The sequence below is a fragment of the Streptococcus infantis genome (assembly GCF_018499575.1).
Lineage (GTDB): Bacteria > Bacillota > Bacilli > Lactobacillales > Streptococcaceae > Streptococcus > Streptococcus infantis_K.
This window is the reverse complement of record NZ_JAHDAP010000001.1, coordinates 530,686-551,939: the sequence shown is the minus strand read 5'-3', so window position 1 is coordinate 551,939 and position 21,254 is coordinate 530,686. Positions and strand designations below refer to the sequence as shown.

Genomic DNA, 21,254 nt, shown 5'->3' with positions numbered 1-21,254 from the left:
CTTTACAGTGGCTATTCCGATTATCAAAAAGATCTAGACTGAAACTAGGGTGAAAGCCGTCTAGTTCAGTCTTTTTTCTGTTAATGTAGTATAATAAAAGGTGTAGGGATTCAATTTTTTAATAAGATTATTCTAAGAACGAAAACATCTAGAAAGAGAAAAAATATGAAGCAATCACTTGAATTTTTAAGAGTAAGAATCACCGATAAGATGCCCTTAGAGGATATGGTAGCAATCTTTGAAGACTTGTGTCGTGAGCCTATTGAGGATGAGATGATTTTATTTGAAACAGGGACGTTTACAACTATATCTGATAAGCCAATGTTTCAACTATCCTTAGTAAGGCAAGCCCCAAATGAAGATGAAGAGTTTTATCAAGTTCACCTCGATGTTTTCTATGTGGCTAATCAAGACAATCAAATCTTCAGTGAATCGACCTGGGATGAAGATTTAGAGGAAAATATCTTTGATTACATTAGAGCTTCAGAGGTTTTTGCCTATGCTAAAGAACAGGAATATCAAGCGGTCAAAATTTATCTGGAAGAAACTTGACAAGGCTAGTTAAAGTACGGAAATCTAATGACAGGAGATTGATAGATGAATAAAATAATGGTTATTATTAATCCAACATCTGGTGGAGAAAAAGCCTTGGATTATAAGGTGAAACTAGAAAATAAAGCCTTAGATCATTTTGAGCATGTGGAAACCAGAATCACTGAGAAAGCTCTTGATGCAACAAACTTTGCTGCAGAAGCATCTAGAGAGCAGTATGATGCTGTCCTAGTTTTTGGTGGAGACGGGACTGTCAATGAAGTCATCTCTGGTATCGCGGAAAAAGACTACATTCCTAAACTCGCCATTATCCCTGGAGGAACTGGAAATCTCATCACGAAATTATTAGAAATCAATCAAGATATAGATGGAGCGATTGACGAGCTTGATTTTAGTTCTACGAATAAGATTGACATTGGCAAATCAAACGGAAATTATTTTGGTTATATCTTTAGCATTGGTTCAATACCAGAAGCCATTCATAACGTTGGGATAGAAGATAAAACAAAGTTTGGTATGCTAGCCTATGCGATTAATACCATGAACTCTGTCGTTACAGATCAAGCATTTAACATTAGAGTTGAAACAGAAAATGGAAATTACATTGGCCCGGCCAGTCATGTATTGGTTCTCCTTACCAATTATTTCGCTGATAAAAAAATCTTTGACGAAAACAAGGATGGCTATGCTAATATTCTGATCTTAAAAGATGCCTCAATTCTTACTAAATTGTCAGTTATCCCTGATTTATTAAAAGGGGATGTCGTCGTAAATGAGAATATCGAGTATATGAAAGCTTGTCACATCAAAATCTCTTCAGATAGTGAATTGGAAACGGATGTTGACGGTGACAAATCTGATGACCTACCAGTGGAAATCAAGGTACTAGGTCAGCATATCGAAGTCTATTCTCAACCGAAAGAATAATAAATTTTTGAAAAGAATAGTAGATAATATAGGAGGCAATGGTGATGAAGATTTTAGCAATTAATCCTATTTCGTTTAAAAAAAGAATGATTGAATTAATATTTGATTATCTTTTCATTCTAGCTTATTTAGTGCTTCTTTTTTTAGGTTCTATGTTTATTTACATTATTTTTTTTAATAGCATCCCAGAGTTTACAGAAATTCAGTCACAGTGTCTTGTATTTTTTACCTCTGTTTTGCCAATCACGCTCCTTTTCACATTCTTAGATTATACAAAAAATGGAAGTTTTGGAAAGGCGAAAGCAGGACTCCAATTGATCTACAAGAAAAAAACAGTGCAAGCTAGCTTGATTAGAAACACCATTAAATTTTTACCTTGGCAAATAGGTCATATGGGCACAATTCATGGTTTCTATAGTGAGTTTGATTTATTATCTATTATCCTCTCGTTTTTTGCTACTCTTCTCGCAGTTGCCTTACTAGCAATGATGGTTTTCAGGAAAGATAAGAGGCATCTAGGTGACCTGCTAGCCCATACGCAAGTCCAGCTAAAAGCTGACTAAAATTAAATATTTTGTATCTATTTCAGTTATTAGGGAGCTAGCTGTGTGCTAGCTTCCTTTTTTTGATTTAAAATCTTCTTTATTTGGCAAATTACTTGGACTTAAGATGAATTTGAACTATAATATAAGGGAAGCTAATCTACTTGAAAAATCTTAGTAAAAAGGAAACATTTTATGAAAGTATCTAAAAAAATTAGATTAATGAGCTGCTGTGGTTTAGCTATATTTACTTTAGCTGCTTGTAGTCAAACTCAAAAGACATCTGATGGTACTACTGAAACCTCATCCAGTCAATCACTGTCCAATCAGGTTTCCTGGGAAGCCACTTATAGCAATTTGAACAGTAAACCTAGTGAAGAAGAAGTTCGAAAAGCCTTGGTTGCACATTTGGATAAAGACAGTGTCGATGCATTTTTCAACCTAGTAAATGATTATAACGCTACTGTAGGTTCAGTTGGGCTCACTGGGGATTTTTCTACATTTACCAAAACAGACTATGATGTTGAAAAGATAAGCAATCTTTGGACACCTAAAAAGGGTGATTTTGTTGGGACCAACTGTCGCATTAACAGTTACTGTTTATTGAAAAATTCTATCGAAATTCCTAAGTTGGAAAAAGATGATTCCCTCTTGTTTGTCGATAATGATGCCATTGACAAAGGTAAGGTCTTTGGTGCAGAAGACAAGGATGCTTTTGATATTTTATTCTCAAGAGTCAAGACTGAAGCAACGACAGATGTCAAAGTTCATGCTGCTAAGATGGAACAATTCCTTTCTCAATTCAGGTTTAATGAAAATGCAAGAATGCTCTCTGTAGTAGTCCATGATGACTTGGATGGGCAATTCCTCTTTATTGGCCATGTCGGCATACTTGTACCAAGCGAGGATGGTTATCTCTTTGTCGAAAAGTTAACCTTTGAGGAACCTTATCAAGCCATCAAATTTGCGACCAAGGAAGATTGTTACAAATATCTAGATACAAAATACGAAAACTATACAGGAGAAGGTCTAGCGAAGCCATTTATTATGGATAATGATAAGTGGGTTCAACTCTAAAGGATGGTAATGAAATGGAAGTAGTACTGGCATTCATAATTTTTGTCTTAATCGGAGTATGGGCTGTTTGGGTTATCAAGGGAAACCAGCAGAGACCAAGAAGAAATGAACGATTTATTGGATATGTCAATAAATACGATAGTGATGGAGAACCTTACCAAGCTGAAGTTTGGGAAGTCACTGAAGATGAGGAGTAGACATATGGAATTACAAGATTTTACGAAACAAGAACAAGAAATAATTAAAAAGGGATTAACTTTCTCTAAACTGAGCGATAAGGAAACAGCTGATAAGATTATCGCCCTAATCCCTCAAGATATGATTAAACGGATTCCATTTTTTGTTAGAAAACATGCTATTACGCGGACTATTAAGAGAATCTCTCTTGAGTATCCGGAATTGTACGCTGTTGCTGAACAAGAAGGTCAACTTCCAGAAAAAGAAGCTCAAGAATTACGCCAAATTCTGACAACTATTTTCCAAGAGAAAATGACCAAGCATAAGATTAAATAGGAGTTGAGAATGGCTATTGATGGCGTTAAAATCATTGACTGTGATCAAGCTTATGACATTTACAATGAAGTAGTCGGTCGCTATAGAGATGGTGAACATGTAACGAATATTATCAAGGATATCCTTGATACGGAGAAAGATGACTGTCAAACAGACTTTTTTACAGAAATTTATTGGACTGCTCTTGCCTACTCACTGTGGAAGATTGGTCACCTGACAGACGATATCAGAGATAAAACCTTGGAGCTTATCAAAAAAGGGGCTGATCCATTTTGGTTGGAAATAGATTCAAAGGCTTTGAAGCAAAGGCAAAAGGTCTTGGATAAACTTGCTATCCAGTTGCAAACTGAAAATCCTAGACCTCTAAAGGTTCCTAAAGCAAAGGCTAAACGCAAACCTTACTTTGAAGAAGGAGATATCCTTGCTGTTAAGTTTGAAGATGAGTATGGTCTTGTATTTGTATCTATGATTGAGCAGAGTCCTAGAAAACTTGAGTACCATCTAGCTTGCACGCGCCTCTTACAAACAAAAAAGCCCACAATCGATGATTTTTTGACCAGTCAAATCTCCTGTAAGATGGACAATACCAAGTTTGCTCTGGTTACAGATTGCTGGTTCAATCACAAAGATTTAGGGCAATTATTAGAAAATATTGAAAAAATTGGACAGGTGAAACTTAGACCTTTTAGTCTTTGGATGTTGGCACCTGCCCAAAATTTAGAAGACATTTATGAAGAAATCACTAGAGATAAAGGTGCCTCTGGCCTTCGATTCATCGAAACCTATAAACTTGTCGACGATATTTTTCCAGTTTAATGCTCATCTGATAAAGGGGGAAATGGTGAATCATTCCCACATGCTATGTTGGGCTCTGACTCCATAGCTATCAAGCGAACCATCTGAATTGAACTTGGATTCAATACGGTATCTTTTCCAGAGGTCGTAATCTGCTGTTTGGATGGTTAGGATAAAGTTGTTATCCTTATCAGAGACGTTATAATCAGCTGGATTGACTTCAAAGATATCGATTAATTTTCGTGTTTGAAAATCTTGGAGCTTGAGATTTGCTAGCTTGACATGGTTGATGGAAATTTCTTCTAGTTGTTTGCTATTCTTAGGTGTTCTGTAATAGGTGATAACGCAGTTTTTAAGTTGATCAGTATCTCTTCCTGTAGGAGTAAGGCTCATAAAGCCAAAGGACTGATTATCCCGCTTGACTTCGAGAAGCTGACCGTAGTAGAAGTGGTCGTTTTTGGGATTGGTGATGGAGCTCTCTGCGCCTTTATCTCCAAAGGTATAGCCTTGGTCTAAAAGCTCGGAAGCCTTGGTTTCGCCTACAATTACTTCTGTATCTTGAATAGTGACTGGGACAGGTTGAGCTGGAAGACCACTCATCATCATGCAAAACATAAAAACATAACTCGTTAAAAAAGCTGTCCCGATAAAAGCGTTGGTTGATGCATAAGCATGACTGTTATGAAAGTTTTTTCTTATAGCAAGTACAACAAATTTTCCAATACTTTTTAAAACCATACTAACAAGTACGATGAAAAATTGTTTCTTCAAACATTCATAAATGGCTTGAGGAAAGCTATTACCATGATAGTAGAAGACAGCTAATACGAGTAGATTTACGATTAAATAGATTAGCAAGAACCAATGAATCTCTTTAAGGGCATTAGCATCAGTGATTTCTTCATAGTCAACGTGAATTCTTCCTTGAACAGCATGGCCAAGTTTATAGATCCATTTTGGGACATCTTTCCCTTGTCTGACCGCAACTACCAGTCTGATATAGAGATAAATGGTAAAGGATAAGGACAGAAAGAAAAGAGCATAAAACCCTAAAACAATACTAGTGAACATGACTGTTCCCCCTTATTTTAATCTGAATACAGAACAATTTTCTTAGCTCCATTATAGCATTTTCTAAGGAAATAGATTTAGAAAAATCAGTATTATCCTAAAAGATTCAAAGGAGAAAAATCATGGGAATGATTGCCAATTATCAATATTTACCAGACAATGAATTAGAACAAATAAAAGCTCTTTCTAACCAAGAAGATGAATTGTTAGATTTTGCTGAGGACTCCGCTGATACTCATGATATCTTAATAGATATCGATAAGATGTGGGATGCCCTAGTCTTTGTCATGACAGGATTTAGTAGTTCAGAATTTTTGGATGACAATCCCTTGAGAGAAGCTGTTTTAGGGGTGACTCCTCTAGAGGATGTATCTGAATATATCGCCTATACTGAAAAAACCAGAATTTCGGCTATCAGTCAAGCTTTAGAAGAATTTGATATGGACAAGGCTTTGAAAGACTTTAGTATGGAAGCATGTAAGAAGGCTGACTTGTATCCTAATATTTGGGATTATCTTGAGGAAGAGGAAGAAATCAAGGATGAAATCCGAATCAGCTTTGTAAATATGAAAGAGTTTTACAAAAAGATTCTGGAGCTCAATGGAAATGTCTTGGTCACTATTTGTTAGAAAGTTTATTAAACATTCCTAAAAGAATAAAACTGCTTGAGGTAATAAATGAACAAAGAAGATTTATTGGCATTATGGAAGGGAATAAACTGGGAAAAACATGATTCGGGGATCTATTTTCTAGGGCGATATCTAAATAAAGACATAAATATTTATTTTACAGGTTACTGTGAACAGGATTTAGTCTTATTATCAGATGATTTGATGACTAGTTTATATAGAAACTTGGAACACCTTGATAAAAAAGCTCAAAAAGTTATTCATGATAATTTGCCTGATCTAGCTGATTCAGTATTTGAATTAAGGGAGTTAATCTTGGATAAAAGTAGTTCTTATAGCGAATTTGCTCTAGGTTATGATGCCGGTGTCTCTCCAGCTGGATCCCTTTATCTTTTAGTGAAATTCGACAAATATTTTCAAGCTGACAGAGAGCTTGTCTATGAAATTTACTAACTGTACCATTTGTTAATCAGAACTTATCCATAAAAGAAAAAGGTAGCCAGATGAATCCATATTTACAAGAATATATCACCCTGACAAGGCAATACCATGCTCAAGATGGAAAGCCTTCAAGTGTCGCAGCACTTTATGATTTGGCTGATGAATTAGCTAAGTCTGATGATTTAGAAGCGAAGAAAGTCCTAGTTGATCTCTATGAGCAATTGGGGCTCTATGCTAGTGCCTATGATTTATTTACCAAAATAATCACTAAACCAGATCGTAAACAAATTAAAAAGTTAGCTCGCTTAGAAGAGATGAGTCAAAGCCATGGCGATCGTTTTGCCCTTCCTCGTCCTCTAAGAAAAGAAGAGAAGAAGCAAAGACAGAAGCTATTACAGTCTTTGCCGCATTTTATCTACCATCCAGATCCTTTAGCTACAGGTTCATTTGTTGAAGGAGAAGCCAAGGTTTGTCCATCTTGTGGGAAAGAAAGCAATATTTATTATGACTTGATTCCTTATTGTATTGACAACATAGAATACCTTTGTCCGTTTTGTATTGCAAATGGGCTAGCAGCCAAGAAATTTGATGCAGAATTTATCCAAGATGCCGAGTGGCAGGGTGAATTGGATCCAGAAAAGAATCAGCTGCTTTTTTGTCAGACCCCAGGCTACTCTAGTTGGCAGGGAGAATACTGGCTTTCTTGTTGCCAAGATTATTGTGCTTACTTGGGTACAGTTGGAACTCGAGAATTGAAGGATATGGGAATCGCTGAGCAAGTCTTGGCAGACTATGAAGCGAGTGAAGAATATCAAGACATTGAAGAATACCTGGTTAAGGATGGGCCTCTTTGTGGCTATCTATTTAGATGTCTCCACTGTCAAAAATACCAGATCTGGGTTGATGCAGATTAAATCGAAATGTGATTTGCTATGAAAAATAAAGAAAAGACTATGGAAAAACTAGAATTATTCGAAGCTGCCTCCAAAGATTTATTGGATACTATGCAGGGATTTAAAGACCATCTATCTGCTCAATTGACGCTATTAGATAGTGATAACTGGCAGTATGATAAGGGTTCGATAAAGGTTTGTAAGGCTGATGAGTCAGGATTCAAAAAAAGATGTAGGGTCGGAATCAGCTATAACTTGAAAGTCTCCCTATTAAACGAAGATGCCGAGCAAATCTGGTTACTGTTTAAAGACTGGTTCAATGCTAGCAGATTGGGTCAAGTTGAAAGAAATCCTAATAATGAGGATTTGGGAAGATATGTCTTTTCAGCAATTTCCCTTCTAGGTGATCAGGTAGATTGTTCGATTTATTTACCTAATGAGTGGAATATCCCTCAGATTAGTTTCTTAGGTTTCGTAGGCGCTCGATACAGGGCTTGTGATTGTGATAAATCTTAAGGACAATATGGAGGTTTTTAGAGATGAGAAAGATTGATTGGGACAAGATAAAGACTCGTTTAGATGCCTTGCTGGTCATTGACGAATATCTGACAGATCCGAGTGAGGATTGGCTCAGGCTCGTGATTAAGACTGAGGAAGACTATGGACTCCGCTACCTTATTGACAATGGATTTGGTGATTCTTTAGACGTGATTTTGACTGATAAAATGATCCTTATAAAAGGCTTTGATCATGAGAGTAGTTTAAGTCAGTTTGCTGCTGACGAGTGGAATCAAGACGTCATTGATGGTTTTTATAAAGGACTGGATGAAAAGTATCTCTCACTTTATTCAGAAGACCAAAAAGATGAAACAACCTTCTTTATCTGGTATGATGGTCACATGCATCAACAGACTTACCAAGATCAGGATGGCGGAGAATGGTTGCTATCTTACCTCTTTGATAGCTTTGAGAGATTTCATGAGTTTGTGACTGACTATTATGAAATTACCGTAGATAAAGATTTACTTAGGAAACTCTACATGGATGGACAACTTTCAGACATAGAAGTAAAGCAATTAATCCAGGAGAGTTAAGAGAGTAATCATGAGAGTGAACTATAAAAATACCCCTGAAAAATATCAAACTCTGGCAGAAATAATCATCCCACCCTTGCTTGATTTACTCAAAAGTTTAACCTTGTTAGAAGAGGAAATTTTTTAGCGTAACAGAGCACTGGATAAGGAAAAAGAAGGCCTTGGCATCCCAGCAAATCAAATTCATCCCAAGTGGAATGAACTTATGGATGACTATTTTCATAGGCAAATGCAACTTCTAACTGGACGAGTGACTCAAAATTACTTGGAAGGAGGAGTTCGGATTTCTTATGGCTCCCCAAGTGAGTATAACTATGTTCAAACGAAGGATTTTTCTGTAGATTTTATCATGACAAAAGCTGAAGAAGCAAGAGTCATCACTCATTATCAAGAAGCATTAGAAATGAAACATCTGTTTGTTCTTAGATTGGTGGATGGAAATTGGCTACTTGATGAGAAATTTTACGGTTTTGAGGATGAGGAAACTTGGTATGGCGACTTACTTTGAGTAAGAGATCTTTGCTTTCCAACTGATATTAGAAAAAGGAGAAGTCCTGTGAATTTTTTAAAAAATCTATTTACTAGTAAGAAAGAAAAGTCAGAGAAGAAAAAACAACTGAACTTGTCCATGCCTCTCTTCAAAGGCCAGCAAGCCTATTCTTTAGACCAGGTTGTTCAGGAATTGAAATCTCACTGGGGGTTTGAAATTTCTGAAGTTTCTGGGGATGATTCTAGTGCAACCTTTGTGATTGATGGTGCTCTTGTTGCGCTGGCTTTAATGGATTTACCTATCCCAAGCCAAGAATTTGAAAAATTGTATGCCTATTCTTACCTCTGGCAGGATGTTGAGAAGGAAATAAAGGAGCATTCACAACACGCTATTGTATCTATCTTGTCTGATAATCTTTCGTCAGTAGAAACCTATTCCCTATTGACTAAAGTTAATGCCTCTATCCTAAAAACTAGTCAATCAGCAATTGGCATTTATCAGGGTTCTGCTACCTTACTCTTACCCAAAGATCTTTATCTAGACCTGGCTGACCTTTTGAAAGAAGAAATGCTTCCCCTTCAACTCTGGATTTATATAGGAATTATCAATCAGGAAGATAAGACCAGTATTTACACTTATGGTTTAAAAGAGTTTGGAAAAACTGAGATTGAAATTATTGAGTCTCCTATGAATAGCGATGACTTATATTATTTTATCTTGTCTATTCTTCAGTATGTTTTAGGCAGTGATGTCACTTTAAATGACGGTGAAACCGTTGGATTTTCAGAAGATCAAAAGATTAAAATCACTGAATCAAAAGCAGTCTTTTTGGAAGGCAATTCCTTGAAATTAGATGTTTAGACCATGATTTACAAATGATTCGTCCTTCCTAGATTGAGGTTTTTATGAAGCGTGATATAAAAAAGTATTATCTCTACCGATTTCTGGTCTATAGATTTGAAAAACTCTCTTGTAAGAATGCAAGTCTAAAAAAAATAAAGCCAGAGAAGAGAGAAAAAATCGTTCTAGAGGCTACTCGAACTAGTCAAAAGATTATTCTAGTTCTTGGAATTCTCTACATCCTTTTAAATTCAGCCCTCTTCATTTACCTAAGGATAAGTGATCTTCACCCACCTTTATTTACTTGGTTTACTGACTACATCGACTATTTGGGACAACTGATAAACGGAGAATGGGGCGGTAGTTGGCGGCAAAAGAAAGCTAGTTTTTTGATGATTGCTCTATTGGCTTTGCCCATTGTGGTCATAGAAGGTGGCCCCTTCTTCTTGCTGGTCTTATTGATTGGGAATTGGGTACTAAATAGAAAGATAAGATTTGTGAGAAAACATAAAGGAGTAGAGAGTCATGGGTAGAACAGTGATTATAGGTACTTTAACAGTTTTTGCAATCTTTAATTTGCTACTCGGTCTGGGTTTTTATCTCTTTCTAAAAAAGAGGAAAGAGAATGGGCAGTCATTGTACGAAACCCCTGTAAATCAACAAACTCGAACAGAAAAACTGGGTATAGGCGAGATTTTGGTCTACCTGTCCCTGATTGCAATCGCAGGGATCTTTGCTTTTCAGACCTTAAATAGAGGTGGTGTTGGGAATTCTATTTTAGCCAAAATGATTCTCTTACCTGCAATAATAGCTCTTTTCAATGCAAGAAAAAGGACTGGAAAGTCTTTACTTGCCCTCCTTATAACCTTGATGGTCTTTCTAGTAGGAGTCACGTTTAATCTCACGATTGGTTTGCCACCTCAAGCACCGATTTTGCAAATTAATGAAAGTAAAATCATTTTAGCAGAAACCAAAGCAAGCGATCTGATGGAAGCTGGATTTGATATCTATGTAAGACAGGGTGATGGTGGTAGCGACTACGAAGAGCTCTTGACAGAGGGAAGTTTCCAAAAGTATCCTGGAGATAAAACAGTCGTCATCGAAAAAGGATTCAGACTTGATAGCAATGCTGTTCCTTACGCTCCATATCTAATAGCAAAAGATGGTATAGTGCTGGGAAGTATTTCCTTTTACGGGGCAGAAGATAAGGACGTGATTCTAGAAGATTCTAAGGTTATTCAGATTCGATTTAATAAGGACAGTATTGAAGAAGCTAAAAAACATTCTATCACTCTCAAATTAGACGAACTAGACTTAACTACGCGACTGGATGCTCCTCTTGTTCAAGAAACTTTTAATAAGCATCTATGGTCAATCCCCCCATCACATACAAGTGATGTCACTCAATTGTGGTATGGATTACAGTGGTCAAGTAACAGTGACTCTCTATTTTGGAATGAGTATTATAGTCTTATCCGTCTAGATGAAAATTATTTGATGACTGATTTTGAACTAGCTGCCAAAGTAGCGCGTGATGAGTAAATACGATTTTGAATAGTTGACTGTACTTATAACTACTTGAGGAACTGAGTATTTTAGTTCCTTTTTAATTTTTTTGAACTTATTTTAAAACGGTTTCTATTTTATTGTTCGTTAATTTTTACGAACAATAAAATGAAGTTATTTAAAAAAGTTTCTAAAAATACTTTACAAGTATCTGAAAACATGATATAGTAATGAAGCTTAGAAAATGAGATGATGTTTTCTAGCAAATATAAACCCGAGTAAAAAATGCCTACGGACAGGCAGGGTTGAATGCCGAAGCGTGGTTGAAAAGCCACATTATTGATAGGGTTAAAAGCCTACTTTTATAAGTTGATGTTAGGACATTAGTTCTAATTCGTATAGATTTGTTAGTGTGGTGAAAGCACACGTCATCTTGTGAAACGATCAATAAAGTACGTAATATTTGCTACTAGAGAGTTAGGAAACATCAGGAACAGACATACTCAAAAGAAACAAACATAAACACGTCAGTAGATTGTAGAGCAGGTGCCAACCTGCTCTTTTTTCATAAGTATCCTTTAGAGCCTTGCATGGTTAAGGTGTAAAAAATATGATAAAGGAGTATGTCTTTATAATGTTAAATCAAAACCAAGCTCCCATCTATGAGGGGTTGGTCAAGTTACGAAAGAAAAGAATTGTACCATTTGACGTACCTGGTCACAAGCGTGGCCGTGGTAACCCAGAGTTGGTTGAACTTTTAGGGGAAAAATGTGTAGGCATAGATGTCAACTCTATGAAGCCCTTGGATAATCTGGGGCATCCCATTTCGATTATCCGAGAAGCTGAGGAACTAGCTGCAGAAGCTTTTGGAGCGGCCCATGCCTTTTTAATGATTGGGGGCACAACCTCATCTGTTCAAACTATGATTCTCTCCACCTGTAAAGCTGGAGATAAGATCATCCTTCCTCGAAATGTTCATAAGTCAGCTATCAATGCGCTCGTTTTATGTGGCGCTATTCCCATTTATATTGAGATGAGTGTGGATCCAAAAATCGGTATTGCTTTGGGACTTGAAAATGATCGTGTGGCGCAAGCTATCAAGGACCATCCTGATGCCAAGGCTATTCTAATCAACAATCCCACCTATTATGGGATTTGTTCAGATCTCAAGGGACTAACAGAGATGGCTCATGCTGCTGGAATGAAAGTGTTAGTAGACGAGGCACACGGTGCACATCTACACTTTACAGATAAACTTCCTCTATCTGCTATGGACGCAGGAGCAGATATGTCAGCCGTATCTATGCATAAGTCTGGCGGTAGCTTGACTCAAAGTTCGTTGCTTTTAGTTGGGGATCAGATGAATCCTGAGTACGTACGTCAGATTATTAACCTGACACAGTCAACATCAGCATCTTACTTGCTAATGGCTAGTCTAGATGTTTCTCGTAGAAACCTAGCCCTTCGTGGCAAAGAGTCCTTTGAGAAAGTCATTGAGCTATCTGAGTACGCACGTCGTGAAATCAATGCCATCGGTGGCTACTATGCCTATTCAAAAGAATTAGTAGATGGTGTTAGCGTTTGTGATTTTGATGTGACCAAGTTATCCGTCTACACTCAGGGAATCGGTCTAACAGGTATTGAAGTTTATGATCTCTTACGAGACGAATATGACATTCAGATCGAGTTTGGTGATATCGGGAATATTTTGGCTTACATCTCGATTGGTGACCGTATCCAAGACATTGAACGCTTGGTCGGTGCATTAGCTGATATCAAGAGACTATACTCACGAGATGGGAAGGACTTGATCGCTGGAGAATATATCCAGCCTGAGTTGGTGCTATCTCCTCAGGAAGCCTTCTATGCAGAGAGAAGAAGCTTAACATTAGACGAGTCCGTTGGCCAGGTCTGTGGGGAATTTGTCATGTGCTATCCTCCAGGTATTCCAATTCTAGCGCCAGGTGAACGGATTACACGAGAAATTGTCGATTATATAAAATTCGCCAAAGAACGTGGTTGTTCTCTTCAAGGGACGGAAGATCCTGAGGTCAATCACATCAATGTTATTGAAAGAAAGGAGAACTAGATGGATTTATGGTTTTCTGAAGTTCATACTCCAGATGTCAAGTTAACAATGAGAACGGCCAAACAGCTTTATTCTGGTCAAAGTGAATGGCAGGATATCGAGGTTCTGGACACCCCAGCTTTTGGGAAAGTGTTAATTTTAAATGGGCACGTTTTGTTCTCAGATGCAGATGATTTTGTCTACAATGAAATGACGGTTCACGTTCCTATGGCTGTCCATCCCAATCCAAAGAAAGTTTTGGTTATTGGTGGTGGTGACGGAGGTGTTGCCCAAGTATTAACGCTATATCCTGAACTGGAGCAAATTGATATCGTGGAACCAGATGAGATGTTGGTTGAGGTTTGTCGTGAGTATTTCCCAGACTTTGCTGCAGGGCTTGATGATCCTCGTGTTACCATTTACTATCAAAACGGTCTTCGTTTTTTACGAAACTGTGAAGATGATTACGATATTATCATCAATGATGCGACGGATCCATTTGGACATACGGAAGGGCTCTTTACCAAGGAATTTTATGGTAACAGCTATAGAGCTCTCAAAGAAGACGGTATCATGATTTATCAGCATGGTAGTCCTTTCTTTGACGAAGATGAGTCGGCTTGTCGAAGCATGCATCGTAAGGTCAATCAAGCCTTTCCAATCAGCCGAGTTTATCAGGCACATATCCCTACTAGTCCTGCTGGCTATTGGTTATTTGGATTTGCATCAAAAAAATACCACCCTGTCAAAGATTTTGATAAAGAAGGTTGGAAAAAACGCCAGCTATTCACAGAATACTATACTGCAAACTTACACGTTGGTGCCTTTATGCTGCCAAAATACGTTGAAGACATTTTAGAAGAAGAGGAAGGAAAAAAATGAGTCGTTTATTAGTTATCGGATGTGGGGGAGTTGCCCAAGTTGCTATTTCAAAGATTTGCCAAGATAGCGAAACTTTTAAAGAAATTATGATTGCTAGCCGTACAAAGTCAAAATGTGATGACTTGAAGGCTAAATTAGAAGGTAAAACAAATACTAAGATTGAGACAGCTGCTCTTGATGCAGACAAGGTAGAAGAAGTGATTGCCTTGATTGAAAGCTACAAGCCAGAAGCTGTTTTGAACGTAGCTCTACCATACCAAGATTTGACCATTATGGACGCTTGCTTAGCAACGGGAGTTCACTATATCGACACAGCCAACTATGAGGCTGAAGACACAGAAGACCCAGAATGGCGTGCCATCTATGAGAAACGTTGTAAGGAGCTTGGTTTTACGGCTTACTTTGATTACTCATGGCAATGGGCTTATCAAGAAAAATTTAAGGAAGCAGGCTTGACAGCTCTTCTTGGTTCTGGTTTTGACCCAGGTGTAACCAGCGTCTTTTCAGCATACGCCCTCAAGCATTACTTTGATGAAATCCACTATATCGACATTTTAGACTGTAATGGTGGGGACCACGGATATCCTTTTGCGACCAACTTCAACCCAGAAATCAACCTCCGCGAGGTTTCTGCACCAGGTTCTTACTGGGAAGATGGAAAATGGGTTGAGGTCGAAGCTATGTCTATCAAACGTGAGTATGATTTCCCTCAAGTTGGTCAAAAAGACATGTATCTCCTCCACCATGAAGAAATCGAATCATTAGCAAAGAACATTCCAGGAGTTAAACGTATTCGTTTCTTCATGACTTTTGGTCAATCTTATCTAACGCACATGAAATGCTTGGAAAATGTTGGGCTCCTTCGTACAGATGCTATTAACTTTAACGGCCAAGAAATCGTGCCGATCCAATTCTTGAAAGCTTTGCTTCCGGATCCTGCAAGCCTTGGTCCACGTACAGTTGGGAAAACTAATATCGGATGTATCTTTACAGGTGTTAAAGATGGTGTTGAAAAGACCATCTACATCTACAATGTTTGCGACCACCAGGAATGCTATGCAGAAGTTGGTTCACAGGCAATTTCATACACAACAGGTGTTCCAGCCATGATTGGGACAAAATTAGTGATGGATGGTACTTGGAGACTACCAGGAGTGTATAATCTTGAAGAGTTGGATCCAGATCCATTCATGGAAGCTTTAAATAAATACGGTTTGCCATGGGTTGTGGTTGAAAATCCACAAATGGTGGACTAATGAAGTTAGAACAAGTACCAACGCCTTCTTACATCATTGATTTATCAAAACTAGAAGAAAATTGTAGCATTCTGCAAGAGGTTCAGGAAAAGGCAGGTTGTAAGGTTTTGCTAGCTCAAAAGGCTTATTCTCTCTATAAAACCTATCCTTTGATTAGCCAGTATCTATCAGGTACGACAGCTAGTGGACTCTATGAAGCGAAGCTGGCTAGAGAAGAATTCCCAGGGGAAGTCCATGTCTTTGCGCCTGCTTTCAAGGAATCAGACATGGAAGAGTTACTGCAAATATCTGATCACATTGTTTTTAATTCAGAGAGACAATTACGAAAATATGGTCAAACTTGTCGTGAAGCTGGTATTGGTGTAGGTCTACGCCTCAATCCTCAATGTTCGACCCAGGGAGATCACGCGCTCTATGATCCTTGTGCACCTGGCTCTCGTTTTGGAGTGACATCAGATAAGATACCAAGTGATTTGCTGGACTTGGTGGACGGGCTTCATTTTCATACTCTTTGTGAGCAGGGGGCAGATGATTTAGAGACAACTTTGAAAGCAGTAGAAGAGCAGTTTGGTGCCTATTTGCACCAAGTTAAATGGCTCAATATGGGTGGTGGTCATCATATTACGAGAGATGATTATGATGTGGACTTACTGATTTTTGAGATTAAACGAATTCGAGAAACTTACAATCTTGAAGTCTATATCGAACCAGGAGAAGCCATTGCACTAAATGCTGGTTATTTAGCGACTGAAGTCTTAGATATCGTTGAGAATGGAATTGAGACCTTAGTATTAGATGCTTCAGCAAGTTGTCATATGCCTGATGTTCTTGAGATGCCTTATCGTCCTCCATTGAGAGATGGGTTTGAAGCGCAAGAAAAACCTTATACTTATAGACTTTCTTCCAATACCTGTTTAACAGGTGATATCATTGGAGACTATAGCTTTGAAAATCCTGTTGAGATTGGAGATAGACTTTACTTTGAGGACATGGCTATCTACTCCTTTGTCAAAAATAATACCTTTAACGGCATTGGGCTTCCAAGTTTGTATCTCATGGATAAAGAGGGTAAGTGCAGTCTAGTCAAAGCTTTTGGTTACCAAGACTTTAAGGAGAGATTATCATGATGGACAGTCCAAAGAAATTAGGTTATCGTATGCCTGCCGAGTATGAACCCCATCATGGGACTCTCATGATATGGCCTACTCGACCAGGGTCTTGGCCTTTTGAAGGCAAGGCTGCTAAAGAAGCTTTTAGCCAGATTATCAAAACGATTGCTCAAGGGGAAACAGTCTACCTTTTGGTGGAGCAGGACTATCTATCTGAAGCAAAATCCTATCTTGGAGACAAGGTCCTATATCTAGATATTCAGACAAATGATGCCTGGGCACGTGATACTGGGCCGACAATTCTCCTCAATGATAAAAGGGAAAAGTTGGCAGTAGACTGGGCTTTCAATGCATGGGGTGGGGCTGTTGATGGTCTCTACCAAGACTATGAAGCAGATGATCAAGTAGCTAGCCGCTTTGCAGAAGTATTAGAGATACCTGTTTACGATGCCAAACCTTTTGTACTAGAAGGCGGAGCTATTCACAGTGACGGTCAGGGAACGATTCTTGTTACAGAAAGCTGCTTGCTCAGTCCGGGTCGCAATCCTCACCTGACTAAAGAAGAGATTGAAAAGACCTTACTAGAGACCCTTGGTGCCGACAAAGTTATCTGGTTGCCTTACGGTATTTATCAAGATGAGACAAATGAACACGTCGATAATGTTGCAGCCTTTGTAGGCCCTGCAGAAGTTGTTTTAGCTTGGACGGACGACCAAGAAGATCCTCAGTATGCCATGTCTGCAGCTGATTTAGCTCTCTTAGAAAAGGAAACTGATGCAAAAGGCCGGAGTTTCACTATTCATAAACTTCCAATCCCAGCTTTTCATCAAGTAGTTACAGAGGAGGATTTGCCGGGCTATACTTATGAAGAAGGCGAAGAGGAGCGTTATGCAGGTGAAAGACTAGCAGCATCCTATGTGAATTTTTACATCGCCAATAAGTCTGTCTTGGTGCCACAATTTCAGGATGTAAACGATCAAGTGGCCTTGGATATTCTCAGTCAGTGTTTTCCAGACCGTGAAGTCGTAGGAATCCCAGCTAGAGATATTCTTTTAGGTGGTGGAAATATCCACTGTATTACCCAACAAATTCCAGAATAGGAGAAAAAGATGAGAAATGTAACGGTTGCAGCTATTCAGATGCAATGCGCTAAGAATGTGGAAACCAATATACAAACAGCTGAACGTCTAGTTCGACAAGCTGCTGAGCAAGGAGCCCAAATTATTCTCTTGCCTGAATTATTTGAACGTCCCTATTTCTGTCAGGAGCGTCAGTATGACTACTACCAGTATGCCCAGTCGGTGACAGAAAATATAGCTATTCAGCATTTTAAAGGGATTGCCAAGGAGCTAAAGGTCGTTTTACCAATCAGTTTTTATGAAAAAGATGGGAATGTCTTATACAATTCGATAGCTGTCATCGATGCAGATGGAGAAGTGTTGGGAGTTTATCGCAAAACTCATATACCAGATGACCATTATTATCAAGAGAAATTCTTTTTCACTCCTGGAAATACTGGTTTCAAGGTCTGGGATACTCGCTATGCCAAGATTGGAATTGGCATCTGTTGGGATCAGTGGTTCCCTGAAACGGCCCGTTGCCTTGCCCTAAATGGTGCAGAATTGCTTTTTTATCCAACAGCTATTGGTTCGGAGCCGATTTTGGATACCGATAGTTGTGGTCATTGGCAACGTACCATGCAAGGACACGCAGCAGCAAATATTGTGCCAGTTATTGCTGCTAATCGTTATGGTTTGGAAGAAGTCACTCCTTGCGAGGAAAATGGAGGACAAACCTCCAGTCTAAACTTCTACGGTTCATCCTTCATGACCGATGAAACAGGAGCTATTTTAAGTCAAGCTGAACGACAAGATGAAGCAATCCTCTTAACCACTTATGACCTTGACAAGGGAGCAAGCGAGCGCCTGAACTGGGGTCTGTTTAGAGATAGAAGACCAGACATGTATAAAGATATTGTCAGATAAGAAAAGGCCTACTATAGGCTTTTTTCTATATATACTATAATAATTTTTGATAATGTCCTTGGATTCTGATAAAATGAGGTATAAGAAGTTAATAAGAAAGTTGACCATCATGCAAACACAAGAAGAAATGAATGTTCTGGTACCTGAAAAACTAGCAGAAATTGAGCGTGATTATGATGTTATAGTTTTGTGGGCAATTGAGTCTGGTAGTCGCGCTTGGGGCTTTGAGTCTCCTGATAGTGACTTTGATGTACGTTTCCTATACAAGCACAAGCAAGATTTTTATCTTAGCTTGAATGATCATCGTGATGTTATCGAACTTCCAATTGACGATACATGGGATGTGAGTGGCTGGGATTTGGACAAGGCTTTAAAGTTACTTTATAAATCAAATCCAACCCTCTTTGAGTGGTTACAGTCGCCAATCGTTTACCAGCAAGATCCAGATTTTATTGACCGTATCCGTCCGCTTGTCAGTCAGTATTTTTCCGAGAAAAAGATGCTCCACCATTACTTGAATACAGCTAGAACTCAAATGAATAAGTATCTTTCAGGAGATAAGGTCAAACCTAAAAAGTATTTCTATGCTTTGCGTCCTATTTTAGCTTGTCGTTGGATTGAAAAACATCACTCTGTTCCACCGATTTTGTTTGATGATTTGGTCAAAGAACTACTACCTGATGAAATGAAAGAGCATGTGTCTAGATTGCTTGATATAAAGGTAAAGGGACCCGAAGGTATGGAAATTAAGCCGATAAAGCCAATTCAGGACTACATCATCAAAAATATCCAAGAGCTGGATGAATACGTCCAAAGTGTTACAGAGGAAAAGAAAGACTGGAAAGCTCTCAATCAATTTTTCCTTGAAGAATTAAGTCGTGACTGAGGTTAATTATGGGAAAATGGACTTGTAGATGTGGTCAAGCAATGAACGACCACAAAGCGCCTGATCCAAATGCTTATTCGGTATACTCGGATGAGTTGCTTGAAGAAATTTTTAACAAGACTGATGAAGATAATAGAATTTCCTATGAAGACATTTCAGAAGCTTCCTTCTATATGTGGAAATGCCCAAATTGTGGTAGTTTTATTGTCTTTGGTGAAGAGGATAATAAAGATTATTTCACTTTTTATGAGCGCCAGACCAGTGCAAAAGCAGAACCACTTTTCGATCCTGATCAAGAGTTAAATATTGTAGTTGTTGAGTTTCAAGAAGGTGGAAATGGTTATACTTATATCTGTGACGACCCAACTATTCATGTTGGGCATGCTGTTATTGTCCCAGTAGGAAAGGAAAATACTGAAAAAACTGCTTTAGTTGTCCAGGAGTATCATGCCCTACCAAAGGATATCACTTTTCCCGTTGAAAAGTTAAAATGTGTCATCCGTAGGTATTCTATTTTTGATCCTGAGACTTCAAAAATAGTTTGTGCAAATATAGTTAAACATGGGAGAATTTTAGATGCTTGCTTGAAAAAAGTAAAAGTAGATTCTAAACAAATCTATAATGGAATTAAAACTCCCTTGGGACACTTTTGGTTAGAGTTAAATGGAGTTCCTATTCCAATGAAAATCTCACAAATACAAGCCAGAGATAAAAAGTATCAGGTGGATGGTGCCTTTTATATTAAGCCCGCCAAAGTAAACTATAGAAAATTCTTTACTCTAGAGTTATGTGCAGATTTTGATATTGACGCCTCTCGTTGGATTGATGTTCTATCAGACGAAAATGTTTGGGGAAATACTTGGGAACTAAATGGTCTTCAATTTGGAATTACTGCAGGAGAGTCTCCAGAATTTGAAGACGAAGTTGTTGCAAGAAAATATAGTCGTATCCCACTTTATTATGACTGGCATACTGAATTTGAAGATTATTATGGCTTCAGTTTAGCTTGGAAAAAATACGAGTCTGATAGCGATTTGTCAATTAATTTCTATACAACTTAAGATAAAGGAGTTTAAGCATGAATCAAGCCTGGGAATTATTGTTTGAGGGGAAGATTGAAGAGGCCAAGAAATTAGTCTCAGAAACTTTCTCGTTAGAAACTTGCAAGGATTACAGCCTTCTCAATTTAATGGGGTATATTAAGCTCTTTGAAAAAGATTACAAAGAAGCTTTGACAATTTATCAAAACTATCTTGAAATAGCAATATCAAGTCAAGATAAAGAAAATGAACATATAGGATATCACCAGTTAGCCATGGTTTATCGTGAAATGAATGACTATCAAACAGCTCTTAACTATATCGATAAAGAGCGAGAAATCATTGAAAAATCTTTTCCAGAGGATGCACTCAAATTTTCTGTCAATAATTATGAGCAAGGTTATTTACGATTAAAACTAGGGGAAATAGCAAAAGCAATCATTTATATGGAACGGTCCTTAAAGCAAGCATTACAAACAGATGATCTGATAGCTCAAGCCTGTTCCTATAGAGGTTTAGGTGAGATTTATTCTGCTGAAAATTCAGAAAAATCGCAAGAGAATTTTTTACAAGCTATCGAACTTTTTGAAAAAGCTGGCGATCAGATCGGAGCACAAGAAGTTAAAACCTTACTAAACAAGAAAAAGTAGCCCCCCTC

The 21,254-nt window shown here is 38.1% G+C and carries 25 protein-coding genes and 1 pseudogene; 25 read left to right on the top strand and 1 reads right to left on the bottom strand.

Features of this window, described 5'->3' with window-relative positions:
* The first annotated feature begins 165 nt into the window (after positions 1-165).
* From KJR31_RS02700 to KJR31_RS02670, 7 genes are all read left to right on the top strand, one after another.
* Positions 166-552 carry a hypothetical protein gene (locus KJR31_RS02700; protein WP_214261955.1) on the top strand — a complete coding sequence of 129 codons (387 nt, stop codon included), beginning with the start codon at positions 166-168 and terminating at the stop codon, positions 550-552.
* A gap of 45 nt (positions 553-597) precedes the next feature.
* Entirely contained in the window at positions 598-1,479 is an 882-nt protein-coding gene (locus KJR31_RS02695) for a diacylglycerol/lipid kinase family protein (RefSeq protein ID WP_214261954.1), read from the top strand.
* 38 nt (positions 1,480-1,517) lie between these two features.
* The gene (locus KJR31_RS02690) at positions 1,518-2,042 is read left to right on the top strand and encodes an RDD family protein (RefSeq protein ID WP_214261953.1); all 525 of its coding nucleotides are present in this window, start codon (positions 1,518-1,520) and stop codon (positions 2,040-2,042) included.
* A gap of 174 nt (positions 2,043-2,216) precedes the next feature.
* Complete coding sequence (locus KJR31_RS02685; RefSeq protein WP_214261952.1) at positions 2,217-3,098, top strand: DUF4300 family protein; 882 nt, start codon at positions 2,217-2,219, stop codon at positions 3,096-3,098.
* 14 nt (positions 3,099-3,112) lie between these two features.
* Positions 3,113-3,295, top strand: a complete 183-nt coding sequence (locus KJR31_RS02680) for a hypothetical protein (RefSeq protein WP_214261951.1) — start codon at positions 3,113-3,115, stop codon at positions 3,293-3,295.
* A gap of 4 nt (positions 3,296-3,299) precedes the next feature.
* Entirely contained in the window at positions 3,300-3,611 is a 312-nt protein-coding gene (locus KJR31_RS02675) for a hypothetical protein (RefSeq protein ID WP_214261950.1), read from the top strand.
* Positions 3,612-3,620: 9 nt separating this feature from the next.
* Positions 3,621-4,427 (top strand): hypothetical protein, encoded by an 807-nt coding sequence (locus tag KJR31_RS02670; RefSeq protein ID WP_214261949.1) that lies wholly within the window; start codon positions 3,621-3,623, stop codon positions 4,425-4,427.
* Positions 4,428-4,457: 30 nt separating this feature from the next.
* Here the strand turns inward: KJR31_RS02670 and KJR31_RS02665 are convergent, their stop codons facing one another.
* The gene (locus KJR31_RS02665) at positions 4,458-5,477 is read right to left on the bottom strand and encodes a hypothetical protein (protein WP_214261948.1); all 1,020 of its coding nucleotides are present in this window, start codon (positions 5,475-5,477) and stop codon (positions 4,458-4,460) included.
* Positions 5,478-5,599: 122 nt separating this feature from the next.
* On the opposite strand from KJR31_RS02665, the gene KJR31_RS02660 reads away from it, so the two are divergent.
* The 18 genes and pseudogenes from KJR31_RS02660 to KJR31_RS02575 all read left to right on the top strand — a co-directional run bounded on the left by KJR31_RS02660 (position 5,600) and on the right by KJR31_RS02575 (position 21,246).
* The gene (locus tag KJR31_RS02660; protein WP_214261947.1) at positions 5,600-6,106 is read left to right on the top strand and encodes a YfbM family protein; all 507 of its coding nucleotides are present in this window, start codon (positions 5,600-5,602) and stop codon (positions 6,104-6,106) included.
* Between the two features lie 48 nt (positions 6,107-6,154).
* Positions 6,155-6,559, top strand: coding sequence for a hypothetical protein (locus KJR31_RS02655; RefSeq protein WP_214261946.1), 405 nt, complete (start codon positions 6,155-6,157; stop codon positions 6,557-6,559).
* Between the two features lie 50 nt (positions 6,560-6,609).
* Entirely contained in the window at positions 6,610-7,461 is an 852-nt protein-coding gene (locus KJR31_RS02650; protein WP_214261945.1) for a CbrC family protein, read from the top strand.
* Between the two features lie 18 nt (positions 7,462-7,479).
* Positions 7,480-7,956, top strand: a complete 477-nt coding sequence (locus KJR31_RS02645) for a hypothetical protein (protein ID WP_214261944.1) — start codon at positions 7,480-7,482, stop codon at positions 7,954-7,956.
* 23 nt (positions 7,957-7,979) lie between these two features.
* Entirely contained in the window at positions 7,980-8,534 is a 555-nt protein-coding gene (locus KJR31_RS02640; RefSeq protein ID WP_214261943.1) for a hypothetical protein, read from the top strand.
* Between the two features lie 10 nt (positions 8,535-8,544).
* A pseudogene (locus tag KJR31_RS08605) lies at positions 8,545-9,042 on the top strand (hypothetical protein).
* A 48-nt stretch (positions 9,043-9,090) separates the two neighbouring features.
* Positions 9,091-9,885: a DUF4261 domain-containing protein gene (locus KJR31_RS02630; protein WP_214261942.1), complete on the top strand. Its 795-nt coding sequence runs from the start codon at positions 9,091-9,093 to the stop codon at positions 9,883-9,885.
* A gap of 44 nt (positions 9,886-9,929) precedes the next feature.
* Positions 9,930-10,397: a hypothetical protein gene (locus KJR31_RS02625; RefSeq protein WP_214261941.1), complete on the top strand. Its 468-nt coding sequence runs from the start codon at positions 9,930-9,932 to the stop codon at positions 10,395-10,397.
* The gene (locus KJR31_RS02620; RefSeq protein ID WP_214261940.1) at positions 10,390-11,406 is read left to right on the top strand and encodes a hypothetical protein; all 1,017 of its coding nucleotides are present in this window, start codon (positions 10,390-10,392) and stop codon (positions 11,404-11,406) included. Before KJR31_RS02625 ends, KJR31_RS02620 begins: the two co-directional genes overlap by 8 nt.
* Positions 11,407-12,004: 598 nt before the next feature.
* On the top strand, positions 12,005-13,459 hold the full coding sequence (locus KJR31_RS02615) for an aminotransferase class I/II-fold pyridoxal phosphate-dependent enzyme (RefSeq protein ID WP_214261939.1): 1,455 nt from the start codon (positions 12,005-12,007) through the stop codon (positions 13,457-13,459).
* Entirely contained in the window at positions 13,460-14,320 is an 861-nt protein-coding gene (gene speE, locus KJR31_RS02610; protein ID WP_084857435.1) for a polyamine aminopropyltransferase, read from the top strand. It begins immediately after the preceding gene.
* Positions 14,317-15,576 (top strand): saccharopine dehydrogenase family protein, encoded by a 1,260-nt coding sequence (locus KJR31_RS02605; RefSeq protein WP_214261938.1) that lies wholly within the window; start codon positions 14,317-14,319, stop codon positions 15,574-15,576. Before speE ends, KJR31_RS02605 begins: the two co-directional genes overlap by 4 nt.
* Positions 15,576-16,703, top strand: a complete 1,128-nt coding sequence (gene nspC / locus KJR31_RS02600) for a carboxynorspermidine decarboxylase (RefSeq protein WP_214261937.1) — start codon at positions 15,576-15,578, stop codon at positions 16,701-16,703. Before KJR31_RS02605 ends, nspC begins: the two co-directional genes overlap by 1 nt.
* Positions 16,700-17,785, top strand: coding sequence for an agmatine deiminase (aguA, locus tag KJR31_RS02595; RefSeq protein WP_214261936.1), 1,086 nt, complete (start codon positions 16,700-16,702; stop codon positions 17,783-17,785). Before nspC ends, aguA begins: the two co-directional genes overlap by 4 nt.
* A 9-nt stretch (positions 17,786-17,794) precedes the next feature.
* Positions 17,795-18,670, top strand: a complete 876-nt coding sequence (gene aguB / locus KJR31_RS02590; RefSeq protein ID WP_214261935.1) for an N-carbamoylputrescine amidase — start codon at positions 17,795-17,797, stop codon at positions 18,668-18,670.
* 109 nt (positions 18,671-18,779) lie between these two features.
* The gene (locus KJR31_RS02585) at positions 18,780-19,556 is read left to right on the top strand and encodes a nucleotidyltransferase domain-containing protein (protein ID WP_214261934.1); all 777 of its coding nucleotides are present in this window, start codon (positions 18,780-18,782) and stop codon (positions 19,554-19,556) included.
* Positions 19,557-19,564: 8 nt separating this feature from the next.
* Entirely contained in the window at positions 19,565-20,617 is a 1,053-nt protein-coding gene (locus KJR31_RS02580; protein ID WP_214261933.1) for a hypothetical protein, read from the top strand.
* Between the two features lie 17 nt (positions 20,618-20,634).
* Complete coding sequence (locus KJR31_RS02575; protein ID WP_214261932.1) at positions 20,635-21,246, top strand: tetratricopeptide repeat protein; 612 nt, start codon at positions 20,635-20,637, stop codon at positions 21,244-21,246.
* Positions 21,247-21,254: the final 8 nt, after the last annotated feature.

Excerpts from the sequence above, each read along its gene's own strand:
- KJR31_RS02700 (WP_214261955.1), top strand. The coding sequence starts at position 166 with ATGAAGCAATCACTTGAATTTTTAAGAGTAAGAATCACCGATAAGATG.
- aguB (WP_214261935.1), top strand. The coding sequence starts at position 17,795 with ATGAGAAATGTAACGGTTGCAGCTATTCAGATGCAATGCGCTAAGAAT.
- KJR31_RS02655 (WP_214261946.1), top strand. The coding sequence starts at position 6,155 with ATGAACAAAGAAGATTTATTGGCATTATGGAAGGGAATAAACTGGGAA.
- KJR31_RS02650 (WP_214261945.1), top strand. The coding sequence starts at position 6,610 with ATGAATCCATATTTACAAGAATATATCACCCTGACAAGGCAATACCAT.
- KJR31_RS02695 (WP_214261954.1), top strand. The coding sequence starts at position 598 with ATGAATAAAATAATGGTTATTATTAATCCAACATCTGGTGGAGAAAAA.
- nspC (WP_214261937.1), top strand. The coding sequence starts at position 15,576 with ATGAAGTTAGAACAAGTACCAACGCCTTCTTACATCATTGATTTATCA.
- KJR31_RS02615 (WP_214261939.1), top strand. The coding sequence starts at position 12,005 with ATGTTAAATCAAAACCAAGCTCCCATCTATGAGGGGTTGGTCAAGTTA.
- KJR31_RS02645 (WP_214261944.1), top strand. The coding sequence starts at position 7,480 with ATGAAAAATAAAGAAAAGACTATGGAAAAACTAGAATTATTCGAAGCT.
- KJR31_RS02680 (WP_214261951.1), top strand. The coding sequence starts at position 3,113 with ATGGAAGTAGTACTGGCATTCATAATTTTTGTCTTAATCGGAGTATGG.
- KJR31_RS02640 (WP_214261943.1), top strand. The coding sequence starts at position 7,980 with ATGAGAAAGATTGATTGGGACAAGATAAAGACTCGTTTAGATGCCTTG.
- KJR31_RS02675 (WP_214261950.1), top strand. The coding sequence starts at position 3,300 with ATGGAATTACAAGATTTTACGAAACAAGAACAAGAAATAATTAAAAAG.
- KJR31_RS02605 (WP_214261938.1), top strand. The coding sequence starts at position 14,317 with ATGAGTCGTTTATTAGTTATCGGATGTGGGGGAGTTGCCCAAGTTGCT.
- aguA (WP_214261936.1), top strand. The coding sequence starts at position 16,700 with ATGATGGACAGTCCAAAGAAATTAGGTTATCGTATGCCTGCCGAGTAT.
- KJR31_RS02690 (WP_214261953.1), top strand. The coding sequence starts at position 1,518 with ATGGTGATGAAGATTTTAGCAATTAATCCTATTTCGTTTAAAAAAAGA.
- KJR31_RS02575 (WP_214261932.1), top strand. The coding sequence starts at position 20,635 with ATGAATCAAGCCTGGGAATTATTGTTTGAGGGGAAGATTGAAGAGGCC.
- KJR31_RS02685 (WP_214261952.1), top strand. The coding sequence starts at position 2,217 with ATGAAAGTATCTAAAAAAATTAGATTAATGAGCTGCTGTGGTTTAGCT.
- KJR31_RS02670 (WP_214261949.1), top strand. The coding sequence starts at position 3,621 with ATGGCTATTGATGGCGTTAAAATCATTGACTGTGATCAAGCTTATGAC.
- KJR31_RS02625 (WP_214261941.1), top strand. The coding sequence starts at position 9,930 with ATGAAGCGTGATATAAAAAAGTATTATCTCTACCGATTTCTGGTCTAT.
- KJR31_RS02660 (WP_214261947.1), top strand. The coding sequence starts at position 5,600 with ATGGGAATGATTGCCAATTATCAATATTTACCAGACAATGAATTAGAA.
- KJR31_RS02580 (WP_214261933.1), top strand. The coding sequence starts at position 19,565 with ATGGGAAAATGGACTTGTAGATGTGGTCAAGCAATGAACGACCACAAA.
- KJR31_RS02620 (WP_214261940.1), top strand. The coding sequence starts at position 10,390 with ATGGGTAGAACAGTGATTATAGGTACTTTAACAGTTTTTGCAATCTTT.
- KJR31_RS02585 (WP_214261934.1), top strand. The coding sequence starts at position 18,780 with ATGCAAACACAAGAAGAAATGAATGTTCTGGTACCTGAAAAACTAGCA.
- speE (WP_084857435.1), top strand. The coding sequence starts at position 13,460 with ATGGATTTATGGTTTTCTGAAGTTCATACTCCAGATGTCAAGTTAACA.
- KJR31_RS02665 (WP_214261948.1), bottom strand. The coding sequence starts at position 5,477 with ATGTTCACTAGTATTGTTTTAGGGTTTTATGCTCTTTTCTTTCTGTCC.